General features: G+C 37.9%; 11 protein-coding genes. 10 read left to right on the top strand and 1 reads right to left on the bottom strand.

Annotation, left to right across the window (positions count from 1 at the left end; translation table 11 throughout):
* Positions 1 to 55 precede the first annotated feature (55 nt).
* On the bottom strand, positions 56 to 1,051 hold the full coding sequence (locus tag ACT170_RS05710) for a LacI family DNA-binding transcriptional regulator (RefSeq protein ID WP_014634734.1): 996 nt from the start codon (positions 1,049 to 1,051) through the stop codon (positions 56 to 58).
* 140 nt (positions 1,052 to 1,191) lie between these two features.
* Between ACT170_RS05710 and ACT170_RS05705 the strand changes: the two genes are divergently transcribed.
* From ACT170_RS05705 to ACT170_RS05660, 10 genes are all read left to right on the top strand, one after another.
* The gene (locus tag ACT170_RS05705; protein WP_444818079.1) at positions 1,192 to 2,358 is read left to right on the top strand and encodes a galactokinase; all 1,167 of its coding nucleotides are present in this window, start codon (positions 1,192 to 1,194) and stop codon (positions 2,356 to 2,358) included.
* Between the two features lie 19 nt (positions 2,359 to 2,377).
* Positions 2,378 to 3,859, top strand: coding sequence for a UDP-glucose--hexose-1-phosphate uridylyltransferase (gene galT / locus ACT170_RS05700; protein WP_175064854.1), 1,482 nt, complete (start codon positions 2,378 to 2,380; stop codon positions 3,857 to 3,859).
* 29 nt (positions 3,860 to 3,888) lie between these two features.
* Positions 3,889 to 4,890: a UDP-glucose 4-epimerase GalE gene (gene galE, locus ACT170_RS05695; protein ID WP_002888050.1), complete on the top strand. Its 1,002-nt coding sequence runs from the start codon at positions 3,889 to 3,891 to the stop codon at positions 4,888 to 4,890.
* A gap of 69 nt (positions 4,891 to 4,959) precedes the next feature.
* Positions 4,960 to 6,006, top strand: coding sequence for an aldose epimerase family protein (locus ACT170_RS05690; RefSeq protein ID WP_156209604.1), 1,047 nt, complete (start codon positions 4,960 to 4,962; stop codon positions 6,004 to 6,006).
* 110 nt (positions 6,007 to 6,116) lie between these two features.
* Positions 6,117 to 8,021 carry a PTS sugar transporter subunit IIA gene (locus ACT170_RS05685; protein ID WP_175061369.1) on the top strand — a complete coding sequence of 635 codons (1,905 nt, stop codon included), beginning with the start codon at positions 6,117 to 6,119 and terminating at the stop codon, positions 8,019 to 8,021.
* Positions 8,022 to 8,024: 3 nt separating this feature from the next.
* Positions 8,025 to 11,042 (top strand): glycoside hydrolase family 2 TIM barrel-domain containing protein, encoded by a 3,018-nt coding sequence (locus tag ACT170_RS05680; RefSeq protein WP_156209608.1) that lies wholly within the window; start codon positions 8,025 to 8,027, stop codon positions 11,040 to 11,042.
* A gap of 437 nt (positions 11,043 to 11,479) precedes the next feature.
* Entirely contained in the window at positions 11,480 to 12,700 is a 1,221-nt protein-coding gene (locus ACT170_RS05675; protein ID WP_225745243.1) for a hypothetical protein, read from the top strand.
* Positions 12,701 to 12,793: 93 nt separating this feature from the next.
* Positions 12,794 to 13,636 carry an aldo/keto reductase gene (locus ACT170_RS05670; protein ID WP_048675304.1) on the top strand — a complete coding sequence of 281 codons (843 nt, stop codon included), beginning with the start codon at positions 12,794 to 12,796 and terminating at the stop codon, positions 13,634 to 13,636.
* A 131-nt stretch (positions 13,637 to 13,767) separates the two neighbouring features.
* On the top strand, positions 13,768 to 13,983 hold the full coding sequence (gene relB, locus ACT170_RS05665) for a type II toxin-antitoxin system RelB family antitoxin (RefSeq protein WP_048675307.1): 216 nt from the start codon (positions 13,768 to 13,770) through the stop codon (positions 13,981 to 13,983).
* A complete protein-coding gene (locus ACT170_RS05660; RefSeq protein WP_444818080.1) occupies positions 13,973 to 14,227 on the top strand; it encodes a type II toxin-antitoxin system RelE family toxin in 255 nt (84 codons plus the stop codon). The genes relB and ACT170_RS05660 overlap by 11 nt, the downstream gene beginning before the upstream one ends.
* The last annotated feature ends 54 nt before the right edge of the window (positions 14,228 to 14,281 follow it).

Genomic DNA, 14,281 nt, shown 5'->3' with positions numbered 1-14,281 from the left:
AGAAAAGTGGTTGTCAACTAACTGTTGGCGACCACATTTTTCTATTAAATAGTTGTTATTTCGTACTTTCTCTCAGAGTCAGTTTAGTGCCTAACATAGTAAGTGTCGGGATTTCTCTTGGAGCCAAGACTTGTTTATTAAGGACATCCATGGCCGTTCGTCCCATTTCTTCGGTATAAACAGTAACACTAGAAAGTGGCGGATAAACTTGTTTGGCTAGACTGGTGTCATTAAAGGAGATAATCTGGATATCTTCTGGGACATTAATGCCATTTTCCTGAAGGGCTCTAAGAGCACCGATAGCCAGACTGTCACTAGCTGCAAAGTAGGCATCTGGTAGGGGTGTACCACTTGCTATTTTAGAGGCTAAAAGGTCATAGCCAGATCGAACTGTAAAATTACCTGAAAGAATCAAAAGAGGGTCATAGATGCTCTTTTCAATACAGTAGTTACGATAAGAACGTAAACGAGGCTCCGGAACGATTTCAGTTGAATCCGTTGTTTTTTCTTGCCCTGTTAAAAGACCGATGCTCTTACACCCTTGCTCAGTGAGATAACTTAGTGCCGTTTGAACAGCATTTTCAAAGTCAGTTGTCACACAAGGATGTCCCTGAAGTAGGGTATCACTATCTACAAAGACCAGTGATCTACCCAATGATTCCAATTCAGTAATCTGTTCACGACTAAACTTTCCGATACAAAGTATACCTATGACTTCTTCAGCGAGACTAAAAGGAATGTCATTGAAATAACGAAGCATCTCGTAGTCTAGCTCATGGGCTCTTGTTTCAATTCCAAGCCGAATGTTGTAGTAGTAGAGATCGTCTAACTCATCTTCCTCACTTACCCATTGGATAATTGCCACTTGATGTTTTTCTTTTTTCAAGGTTCCGATTTTCTTATGTTTGGTATATCCGATTTCATCTGCCGCAGTTAAAATACGGTGCCTGGTTTCTTCAGTAACGGAGAGGTTTTCATCTTGGTTGAGAACACGTGAAACAGTTGCGATTGATACATCAGCCAATTTTGCGATATCTTTTAATGTAGCCATATTGTTCTCCTTTCATCCAAAGTATATCATAAATTCTAAAATTTTACCTATTTTTTACTAAAAAAACAGTAAAAATATTGATTTTCCTTGTGAAAGGGGTTACACTGTTAGTGTAAAAAAGAATAAGCGAGGTACATCCTATGAAGACATCACAGTTAAGAGAAAAGTTTAAAGAAGTTTTTGGTGTAGAAGCAGAACATACTTTCTTTTCTCCAGGTCGTATTAATTTGATTGGTGAGCATACGGACTACAACGGTGGTCATGTATTTCCAGCAGCCATTACCCTAGGTACTTACGGAGCGGCCCGCAAACGTGATGACAAAGTTTTGCGTTTCTTCTCAGGTAACTTTGAGGATAAAGGCATCATCGAAGTACCACTTGAAAATCTTCGTTTTGAAAAAGAACACAACTGGACAAACTATCCAAAAGGTGTTCTTCATTTCTTGCAAGAGGCTGGTCATACGATTGATTCAGGTATGGATATTTACATCTATGGTAACATTCCAAATGGATCAGGCTTGTCATCATCATCATCTTTGGAATTGTTGATTGGTGTTATTGCTGAAAAACTTTATGACCTTAAATTGGAACGCCTTGACTTGGTTAAAATCGGTAAGCAAACTGAAAATGACTTTATCGGCGTTAACTCTGGTATCATGGACCAATTCGCTATTGGTATGGGAGCTGATCAACGTGCGATTTACTTGGATACAAATACTTTAGAGTATGACTTGGTACCACTTGACCTTAAAGACAATGTTGTTGTTATCATGAACACTAACAAACGTCGTGAATTGGCTGATTCTAAATACAATGAACGTCGTGCTGAATGTGAAGCAGTTGTATCTGAACTTCAAGAAAAACTTGATATCCAAACACTTGGTGAATTGGACCTTTGGACATTTGATGCATACAGCTACTTGATTAAAGATGAAAACCGTATCAAACGTGCCCGTCATGCGGTTCTTGAAAATCAACGTACACTTCAAGCTCGTAAAGCACTTGAATCAGGTGATTTGGAAGGATTTGGTCGTCTTATGAATGCTTCTCACGTGTCATTGGAACATGATTACGAAGTTACAGGTCTTGAGCTTGATACTTTGGCACACACAGCATGGGAACAAGAAGGTGTTCTTGGAGCTCGTATGACAGGAGCGGGATTTGGTGGATGTGCCATCGCGTTAGTAAACAAAGATAAAGTTGAAGATTTCAAAAAAGCAGTTGGTCAACGTTATGAAGAAGTCGTTGGTTATGCACCAAGCTTCTATATTGCTGAAGTAGCTGGCGGTTCACGAGTACTTGATTAATGAGAAAGAAGTAGAGATTATGGCTGAAAATTTAGTAAACACTTTTGTAACTCTGGTTATTGAAAATAGTGATTATGAGGAATTGGACCGTATCTATTTGACAAACAAAGTTTTTGCTTTGGTTGGAGAAGGAGTTGCTGATGTTGAAACAGATAGCTCTGAATTGATTGACCTTAAAGACCATTTGCTTCAAGCAGGTGTTAAAGCTGGTTCTGTAGGTGATCTTAATGAAGAGCAAGATATCATTGGAGCTCAACTCATGGACTTGATTACACCAAGCCCTAGTGCTGTCAATCGTAACTTCTGGGATACTTATAAATCTGCCCCAGAGCAAGCAATTGCTGACTTTTATGCACAAAGTAAACGCAATGATTATGTGAAAGTCAAAGCCATTGCACAAAATATTGCTTATAAAGCACCTACTAAATACGGTGACTTGGAAATTACGATTAACCTTTCAAAACCTGAAAAAGATCCAAAAGCCATCGCTGCAGCTAAAAATGCGGTAGCTTCTGATTATCCAAAATGCCAACTTTGTATGGAAAATGAAGGTTATCTTGGTCGCATCAATCACCCAGCTCGTAGTAATCACCGTGTTATTCGTTTCCAAATGGAAGGAAATGATTGGGGCTTCCAATATTCACCATATGCTTACTTTAATGAACATTCTATCTTCTTTTATGGTAAGCATGAACCAATGCACATCAGTCCATTGACATTTGGTCGTCTCCTATCAATTGTTGAAGCATTTCCTGGTTACTTTGCAGGTTCAAATGCCGATCTTCCAATTGTAGGTGGTTCAATTCTTACACACGAACACTATCAAGGTGGTCGCCACACCTTCCCAATGGAAGTAGCAGGCATTAAAGAAAAAGTTAGCTTTGATGGATACTCTGATGTTGAGACTGGTATCGTTAATTGGCCTATGTCTGTTCTTCGTTTAAGAAGTGAAGATAAGGAAAGACTTATTGCTCTTGCAACCAAAATTTTAAATTGTTGGCGTGGTTATTCAGACGAAAAAGCTGGTGTCTTGGCTGAGTCTGATGGACAACCTCACCACACCATTACCCCAATTGCTCGTAGAAAAGACGGCAAATTTGAATTGGATTTGGTTCTTCGTGACAATCAAACTTCTGAAGAACATCCAGACGGTATCTACCACCCACATAAAGATGTTCAACACATTAAGAAAGAAAACATTGGTTTGATTGAAGTTATGGGATTGGCCATTCTTCCTCCTCGTTTGAAAACAGAACTTAAAGATGTTGAAGATTATCTATTAGGTCAAGGTAACCAAGTTGCTCCAATTCACCAAGAATGGGCAGATGAACTCAAAGCTCAAAATCCGAATGTTACGGCTGGGGAAGTGACAGAAGTTGTTCGACAATCTGTTGCAGATATCTTTGCTCGTGTACTAGAAGATGCTGGTGTTTATAAGACTAATAGTGAAGGCTTAGATCAGTTTAAAGCATTTGTAGATTTTGTAAATTTAGCTGATTAATTGTTTTTTCTGAAGAAAGGAGATAAGAAATGGCAATTTTAGTATTAGGTGGAGCTGGTTATATCGGTTCTCACATGGTTGATCGCTTAGTTGAAAAAGGTCAAGAAAAAGTAGTAGTAGTAGATAGTTTGGTAACCGGTCACCGTGCTGCCGTACATCCAGATGCTATTTTCTACCAAGGCGATCTCTCTGATCAAGATTTTATGAGAAAGGTCTTCAAAGAAAATCCTGATGTTGATGCCGTTATTCACTTTGCGGCCTATTCATTGGTTGGTGAATCAATGGAAAAACCACTCAAATATTTTGATAACAATACAGCTGGAATGGTTAAATTGCTTGAAGTTATGAACGAATGCGGTGTTAAATACATTGTCTTCTCATCAACAGCAGCAACTTACGGTATCCCAGAAGAAATTCCAATTCTTGAAACAACACCACAAAATCCTATCAACCCATATGGTGAAAGTAAGTTGATGATGGAAACTATCATGAAGTGGTCTGATAAAGCTTATGGTATTAAATATGTGCCACTTCGTTACTTCAACGTTGCTGGTGCAAAACCTGATGGATCTATCGGTGAAGACCATGGTCCAGAAACTCACCTTCTCCCAATTATCCTTCAAGTAGCTCAAGGTGTTCGTGAAAAAATCATGATTTTTGGTGATGACTACAACACTCCTGATGGTACAAATGTTCGTGACTATGTTCACCCATTTGACTTGGCTGATGCTCACCTCCTTGCTGTTGAATATCTTCGTAAAGGTAATGAATCTACAGCCTTTAACTTAGGTTCATCAACGGGATTCTCAAACCTTCAAATTCTTGAAGCCGCTCGTAAGGTAACTGGTAAAGAAATCCCAGCTGAGAAAGCTGATCGTCGTCCTGGTGATCCTGATACATTGATTGCTTCATCTGAAAAAGCACGTACAGTTCTTGGATGGAAACCACAATTTGATAACATCGAAAAAATCATCGCAAGTGCTTGGGCATGGCATTCTAGCCATCCAAAAGGGTACGATGATCGAGGATAATTAAAATAATAAAAAAAGGGTCAAAGAGTATATATAATTATTGTACTCTTTGTTTTTTGAGGAAATAGTATGAAAATAAACTGCGAAATTATTGGAAAAGTTGATTCAGGCGATGTCAGTAAAATTTCAATGGAAAATAATAATGGTGTTGTCATTTCCACACTCACAACAGGTGCTACACTTCAGGAGTTTTTGGTTCCAACAGAAACTGGTGCTCTTAAAAATATAGTACTTGGTTTCAGTGATTACGAGGATTACTATAAGAATAATTTATGTGCCTGCCAGTCTATTGGTAGGGTTGCTGGAAGAATTGGGAAAGCTTCGTATACTCATAATATGGTTCTTTATAGCCTTCCTAAGAATGAGGGAGAAAACTGTTTACATGGCGGTCCAAAAGGAATGCAGGTTCAAAATTGGAACTATGTCACAAACCTGAATGATGAATATGTTGAGACAAAATTTATTAGAAGACTTTATTCAAGTGTAGATGGCTTTCCTGGTGATGTTACAGTCTCTATTAGTTATAGACTTAACAATAATAACCGCTTAACAATACTCTTTGAAGCCTTCGATGTTACAGAGTCAACAGTTTTTAATCCGACAAACCATGTTTACTTTAATCTTAGCGACAAACAGGATTTATCAAGTCATGAGTTACAAATCTATTCAGACTATCGTTTAGAGTTGGATTCTGAGTTAATTCCAACAGGACAAAAAATTAATGTAGATGGAACGAATTATGATTTCAGAAAGACAACTGACTTGCTACCTCGAATTGAAGCAAATAATGGTTTTGATGATGCCTTTGTAGTTGGAGGGGAAACTTGTGATCATGTGAAAGAAGTAGCTATTTTGCATGACAAAGAAAGCGGAGATGGTATTGAAATCTTCTCTAACAGAAATGGTTTAGTTATTTATACTATGGATATTATAGAGGATAATATTTACTTTGCGAGAGATCGAGGAACAATTGCAAAAGGACGAGAAGCTATAGCTATGGAAGCTCAAACACTCCCAGATGCCGTTAATCATACAGATTTTGGAGATATCATCTTGGAGGAGGGTCATAGTGTAAGCTATGAAATCGGTTTCCAATATTTTAATTCATCAAAATAATCATGTTTTAGTAAAAGTTTAGTAAAAAATCACTAAAACTATTGACGGTTTAAACTAATACTTATATAATGTAAGCGTATTCAAAAAACAACTAACAGGAGGTTTTCGTAATGGGAAAATCTAAAGGTCAAATGAAGTCTCGTCTATCCTATTCAGCTGGTGCTTTTGGTAACGACGTCTTCTATGCAACGTTGTCAACATACTTTATCATGTTTGTGACAACTCACTTGTTTAACACAGGTGATCCAAAGCAAAATAGTCACTATGTACTATTAATTACTAACATCATCGCTATTTTGCGTATCTTGGAAGTATTTATCGATCCATTGATCGGTAACATGATTGATAACACTCATACTAAGTATGGTAAATTCAAACCATGGGTAGTTGGTGGTGGTATCATCAGTTCTATCGCCTTGTTGCTTCTCTTCACCGATTTAGGTGGTTTGAATAAAACAAATCCTTTCTTGTACCTTGTACTTTTCGGAATTATCTACCTTGTAATGGATGTCTTCTACTCAATTAAAGATATCGGTTTCTGGTCAATGATTCCTGCCTTGTCTCTTGACAGTCATGAACGTGAAAAAATGGCAACTTTTGCCCGTATTGGTTCTACTATTGGTGCCAATATTGTAGGTGTTGCCATCATGCCAATCGTTTTGTTCTTCTCTATGACGAACAGTAGTGGCTCTGGAGATAAATCTGGATGGTTCTGGTTTGCATTTATCGTTGCTCTCATTGGTGTGATTACATCAATTGCTGTTGGTATTGGTACACGTGAAGTTGAGTCAAAACTTCGTGATAACAAAGAAAAAACTAGCCTTAAACAAGTCTTTAAAGTTCTTGGTAAAAACGACCAATTGATGTGGTTGTCTCTCGGATATTGGTTCTATGGTCTTGGTATTAATACACTTAATGCTCTTCAACTTTTTTACTTCACATTTATCCTTGGTGATCCAGGGAAATACTCAATCCTTTACGGATTGAATACAGTTGTTGGTTTGGTTTCAGTTTCACTCTTCCCTAGCCTAGCTGGTAAATTCAACCGTAAACGTTTGTTCTATGGATGTATTGCAGTAATGCTCGGTGGTATCGGAATCTTTAGTATTGCAGGAACATCACTTCCAATGATCTTGACTGCTGCTGAACTCTTCTTTATTCCACAACCTCTTGTGTTCCTTGTTATCCTCATGATTATCTCTGACTCAGTAGAATATGGTCAATGGAAATTGGGACACCGTGATGAATCACTTACTTTGTCAGTTCGTCCACTTGTTGATAAACTTGGTGGTGCGATGTCAAACTGGCTTGTTTCTACAATTGCCGTAGTTGCTGGTATGACAACAGGTGCCTCAGCATCAACAATTACAACACATCAACAGTCTATCTTTAAGCTTAGCATGTTTGGTTTTCCAGCAGCAGCAATGCTCATCGGTGCCTTCATTATTGCTCGTAAAATCACTTTGACTGAAGCACGTCACGCTGAAATCGTCGAAGAATTGGAACATCGCTTTAGCGTAGCAACTTCTGAAAATGAAGTTAAAGCTAACGTCGTATCTCTTGTAAACCCTACAACTGGTCATTTGCTTGACCTCTCAAGTGTTAATGATGAACACTTTGCTTCAGGTAGCATGGGTAAAGGTTTCGCCATTAAACCTACTGATGGAGCTGTCTTTGCACCAATTAGTGGTACCATTCGTCAAGTTCTTCCTACTCGCCATGCAGTTGGTATTGAAAGTGAAGATGGTGTCATTGTTCTTATCCACGTTGGTATCGGAACAGTTAAACTTAAAGGTGAAGGATTCATTAGTTACGTAGAACAAGGTGATCGTGTTGAAGTTGGACAAAAACTTCTTGAGTTCTGGTCACCAATTATTGAGAAAAACGGTCTTGATGACACAGTACTTGTCACTGTAACCAATTCAGAAAAATTCAGTGCTTTCCATCTTGAACAAGAAGTTGGAGAAAAGGTAGAAGCTTTGTCTGAAGTTATTACCTTCAAAAAAGGAGAATAATCTATGAACACGACTGAAAAAATTCAAACTTACTTAAACGATCCAAAGATTGTTAGCGTTAATACTGTTGACGCTCACTCAGATCATAAGTATTTTGAATCTCTTGCAGAATTTTCTGAAGGGGAGATGAAGTTAAGACAATCTCTTAATGGAAAATGGAAAATTCACTATGCTCAGAATACAAATCAAGTTTTAAAAGACTTTTATAAAACAGAATTTGATGAAACTGATTTGAATTTCATCAATGTACCAGGTCATTTGGAACTTCAAGGTTTTGGTTCTCCACAATATGTGAATACCCAATATCCTTGGGATGGTAAAGAATTCCTTCGTCCACCTCAAGTTCCTCAAGAATCAAATGCTGTTGCATCATACGTTAAACATTTTACCTTGAATGATGCTTTAAAAGATAAAAAAGTATTTATCTCATTCCAAGGGGTTGCCACTTCCATCTTTGTATGGGTCAATGGTAACTTCGTAGGATACAGTGAAGATTCATTTACACCTAGTGAATTTGAAATCAGTGATTACCTTGTTGAAGGTGATAACAAGTTGGCGGTAGCTGTTTATCGTTACTCTACAGCAAGCTGGTTGGAAGACCAAGACTTCTGGAGACTTTACGGTATTTTCAGAGATGTTTACTTGTACGCTATTCCAAAAGTTCACGTTCAAGATCTCTTTGTTAAGGGAGATTATGATTACCAAACAAAAGCAGGTCAATTGGATATTGATTTGAAGACTGTTGGTGATTACGAAGATAAGAAAATTAAATATGTTCTTTCAGATCATGAAGGCATCGTTACAGAAGGTGATGCATCTGTTAATGCTGACGGTGAACTATCTGTAAGTCTTGAAGATTTGCAAATCAAACCTTGGAGTGCTGAAAGTCCTAAACTTTACAATTTGACCCTTCATGTTTTGGATGATGGCCAAGTTGTTGAAGTCGTTCCAGTTAAGGTTGGATTTAGACACTTTGAAATTAAAGATAAACTTATGCTTTTGAATGGTAAGAGAATTGTCTTTAAAGGGGTTAACAGACACGAATTTAACGCTAGAACAGGACGTTGTATCACTGAAGAAGATATGCTTTGGGATATCAAAGTGATGAAACAACATAACATCAATGCTGTTCGTACTTCTCACTATCCGAACCAAACACGTTGGTATGAATTGTGTGATGAATATGGACTTTATGTTATCGATGAAGCCAACCTTGAAACACACGGTACATGGCAAAAACTTGGTCTAAGCGAACCTTCATGGAATATCCCAGCTAGTGAACCAGAATGGTTGCCTGCTTGTTTGGATCGTGCCAATAACATGTTCCAACGTGATAAGAACCATGCTAGTGTTATCATTTGGTCTTGTGGTAATGAATCATATGCTGGTAAAGATATTGCTGACATGGCTGATTACTTCCGTAGTGTTGACAATACTCGTCCAGTTCACTATGAAGGTGTTACATGGTGTCGTGAATTTGATTACATTACAGACATCGAAAGTCGTATGTATGCGAAACCAGCTGATATTGAAGAATACCTCACTAACAATCCTCAAAAACCTTATATTTCATGTGAATACATGCACACAATGGGTAACTCTGGTGGTGGATTGAAACTCTACACTGATTTAGAGAAATATCCAGAATACCAAGGTGGATTTATTTGGGACTTCATTGACCAAGCTATTTACAAACCACTTCCAAATGGTAGCGAATTCCTATCATATGGTGGTGACTGGCATGATAGACCTTCTGACTACGAATTTTGTGGAAATGGTATTGTCTTCGCAGATCGTACCCTAACTCCAAAACTTCAAACAGTTAAACATCTTTACTCTAATATTAAGATTGCTGTTGATGAAAAATCAGTAACTATCAAGAATGATAATGTCTTTGAAGATCTTTCTGCTTATACTTTCCTAGCTAGAGTTTACGAAGATGGTAGAAAAGTTAGCGAAAGTGAATATCACTTTGATGTTAAACCAGGTGAAGAAGCAACATTCCCAGTAGAATTCGCTGTTGGAGCTTCAAATGCTGAACGAATTTATGAAGTTGCTTGTGTTCAGAATGAAGCAACTGAATGGGCTCCAAAAGGACATGAAATTATTCGTGGTCAATATGTTGCTGAAAAGATTAGCACTGAAACACCAGTTAAAGCACCTTTGAATGTTGTTGAAGGCGACTTCAACATCGGAATTCAAGGACAAAACTTCTCTATCTTGCTTTCACGTGCACAAAATACGCTAGTATCTGCTAAGTATAACGGTGTTGAATTCATTGAGAAAGGTCCTAAACTTAACTTTACTCGTGCTTACACTGACAACGATCGTGGTGCTGGATATCCATTCGAAATGGCAGGCTGGAAAGTTGCTGGAAACTATAGTAAGGTTACAGATACTCAAATTCAAATTGAAGATGACTCTGTTAAAGTGACTTATGTTCATGAATTGCCTGGCTTGTCTGATGTCGAAGTTAAGGTGACTTATCAAGTTGATTACAAGGGTCGAATCTTTGTTACTGCAAACTATGATGGTAAAGCAGGTTTGCCAAACTTCCCTGAATTTGGTCTAGAATTTGCTATCGGTTCACAATTTACAAACCTAAGCTATTATGGATACGGTGCAGAAGAAAGCTACCTTGATAAACTTCCTGGTGCCTATCTTGGTCGATATGAAACATCTGTTGAAAAGACATTTGCTCCATATCTAATGCCACAAGAATCTGGTAATCACTATGGTACTCGTGAATTTACAGTATCTGATGATAACCATAATGGTCTTAAATTCACCGCACTTAATAAGGCATTCGAATTCAGTGCTTTGCGTAACAGTACTGAACAAATTGAAAATGCTCGTCATCAATATGAATTGCAACAATCTGATGCTACATGGATTAAAGTTCTTGCTGCTCAAATGGGTGTCGGTGGTGACGACTCATGGGGTGCTCCAGTTCATGACGAATTCTTGGTTAGCTCAGCAGATAGCTATCAATTGAGCTTCGTGATTGAACCACTCAACTAAAGTATTATTGGACTTTGCCTCCAACGATATATTTGATAAAGGAAACTCGAAAGGGTTTCCTTTTGTCATGGTTTGAAGTAAGAAAAAAGGAAACAGACCTCTGTTTCCTTTTAAAATATAACTCAGTTTTCAATTCCTTTAAAAATGGGAGTGGTCAAGTAAAATTATGAAAAAGTGAGTTAAAGTTATTGATATAGAGAAGGGACTAAACCACTCCCAAGGCGTTAATGATTTTTTGTAGCTTTAAATGAAACTTGAAGATTATGCCTTGACGTTAATCGTCCAATGGCACTCTATCTAATATAAGTATACAACTTTGAGTTTAGATGTCCCAAAATAAGACTCTATGGATTCTTATCTGTATTGTGATTGGCGACTATTTTTGTCAATAAAAATTTAAGAGGTTGTTGATTTCACTTAGAATATAGTAATGTTCTATGAAAACGTATACAATAGTAGATAGAGAAATAAACATAGATTGGAGAAGATTGATGACATCATCTTTTGAAGACTTCACAAAAAAAGCAGAAGCATTCTTAGAAGAACATATTACAGAGTATCTCAGTGTGGACATGGCTCTTGAAGATTTTGCAAGACAATACAACCAAGGGCTTTTTGATGAGATCACTTCCCCTGATTCAAAGCAGGAGAGAGCTTGGAAACTCATTGAAGAGGCTTATCATTATCACGAGGAAGATCCTTCGAGAAGTCAGGAATTTTTGACAGAAGCTTTAAAACTAGATCCTGAAAATCTTGATGCTAAGCAGATGCTCTTAACTTTTCAAAGTCCACTTGAACATCTAAAAGGCCTAATTGCTTTAGAAAAAGAGCAAAGGTCCAAGTGGGATCAAGGTCCAAAAATGGGCTGGGCTAATCTTGACGAGCGTCCTTATTTGTCTTTGAAGTATAATCTTGCTAAATTTTATTTAAGCAACAGTATGAAGCGGTTTGCTATTAAGGAATTTGAAGAGATTCTAGAGATAGATGTTCAGGATCACATGGGAGTCCGTTACGAATTGATGGCTACCTATTGTAATCTGGAGGACTATGATAAGGCTAAAAACTTTTTCGAATGTGAGCAAATGGAATATCACGAAGAAGATTTGATGATAGTACCAATGATGACGGTCTCTCTAATGACGGGACATATTGAGGATGCGGATTTCTATTTTGATTTTCTCTATGCAAAAAATCCAGAGTTCGAAAATTATTTAAAAATGATTGAACAAGGTGATGACGAGCGTCTAGTTGCCGAAACGCTTAAAGTCAACCCTATCTTATTTGAAGCCAATAGTATGAAAAGTCTTTTGATGGTTTTTAATCAAGTCGTTGATCTGTCCCAGTCAGAATATTATTTTACTTGGTTAATCGAAAAATATCGTGTAAAACGTCCACAAAGACATGTTGCGAAAAAGAAAAATCCAGAATTGCACAAACTAATTAGAGAATTGGAAAAAAGTATAGAACAAAGCAAAGCCCTCCAAGGTCTTTCAATAAGTGTGGAGCGTATACTTCGTCAACATGGCTTAATAGATTTTAAAGATTTTAAAAAGAAAACGGAAGAGGAAGTAGCAGCGATTAGAGGAGTTGGAAAGGTGAGCATGAAAATCCTTAAAGAAAATGGTGTTGTCTATAAAAAGAAGCGGAAAAAGAAGTAAGGAACTATTCATCAAACAAGCCGTAGCAAATCTTTGCAATTTTATCTTATATTCTTTAAGATAATTCTGTTACAACTTGAAAAGGAGAACAGGATGGAAACATATACACTTTCAAATGGCGTTACGATTCCTAAAATCGGTTTTGGGACTTGGCAGATTCCAGAAGGGGAAGAAGCTTATAACAGCGTTAGTTTCGCACTAAAGGCGGGTTACACACATATTGATACAGCGCAAATCTACGGTAACGAGGTTTCTGTAGGTAAGGCGATTGCTGATAGCGATGTGGCGCGTGAGGATATTTTCCTAACAACAAAACTTTGGAATGACAAGCACGATTACGAATTGGCTAAAGCCTCTATCGACGAGTCACTTGAAAGATTAGGTGTGGATTATTTGGATCTTTTGCTCATCCACTGGCCAAATCCTAAAGCTCTTCGTGAGAATGATGCTTGGAAGGCTGGCAACGCAGGCGCTTGGAAGGCAATGGAAGAAGCCTACAAAGATGGTAAGGTTCGTGCTATTGGGGTGTCTAACTTTATGCAACATCACCTCGAAGCTCTCCTTGAAACGGCTGAAATTGTGCCACATGTCAACCAAATTCTCTTGGCTCCAGGTTGTGCCCAAGAAGACTTGGTTGCCTATTGTCAAGAACGTGACATTCTTCTTGAAGCCTACAGTCCACTAGGTACTGGTAGCATTTTTGGAAATGAAGAGGTTGAAGTAGTGGCTGAACGTAACGGAAAATCTGTTGCTCAAGTTGCCCTACGTTGGAGCCTTCAAAAAGGTTTCTTGCCACTACCTAAGTCAGTGACACCAAAAAATATCGAAGCCAACTTGGATATCTTTGACTTTGATTTGTCGGAGGAAGATATGGCAGTCTTGGATAAGATTCAAGGCATCAAGACTCAGGATAATCCTGACACCGTTAATTTTTAATAGAATAGAAGCAACTCGTGAGGGTTGTTTTTTTATTGTTTTACGAATAAGAGTATGAACCTATTATCAAAATTGACAAGAAGGAGGAGAGGTAATACAATGGTGTTACAAAAGAGAACGAGGTTAAGGATATGACAACAATTACATTGAAGGTTTCAGAAGCAGATAAGAAGTTCATGCAGGCAATTGCGAAATTTGAAGGCGTATCTTTGTCAGAATTAATTCGTACCAAGACTTTAGACGCCATTGAGGATGAATACGATGCTAGAGTAGCCGATTTGGCATTAGAAGAATATGAAGACTATCTTGAAAACGGTGGGGAGGTGCTAAATTGGGATGACCTATAAGATGGTACCAACCCCTAAATTTGCCAAAAGTTTTAAAAATTTGGATCCTTTTGGCAGAAAACAAATTAAGGCTTATCTCAATCGTGTCACAGATAATCCAAGAGCTAAGGGTAAGGCCTTGGTTGCCAATCGAACTGGACAATGGCGCTATCGTATTGGTGCCTATCGTGTTATTGTCAATATTCAGGATAATGAACTCATCATACTTGCCCTCGAAGTCGGTCATAGACGTGATATCTATTAGCATCAAGACTCAGGATGACCCTGACACAGTTAATTTTTAATAGGATAGAAGCAA

Source organism: Streptococcus sp. cx1 (assembly GCF_052384325.1).
Classification (GTDB): Bacteria; Bacillota; Bacilli; order Lactobacillales; family Streptococcaceae; genus Streptococcus; species Streptococcus salivarius_G.
The sequence above is the reverse complement of the archived record's forward strand: the minus strand, read 5'-3'. Positions and strand labels throughout refer to the sequence as shown.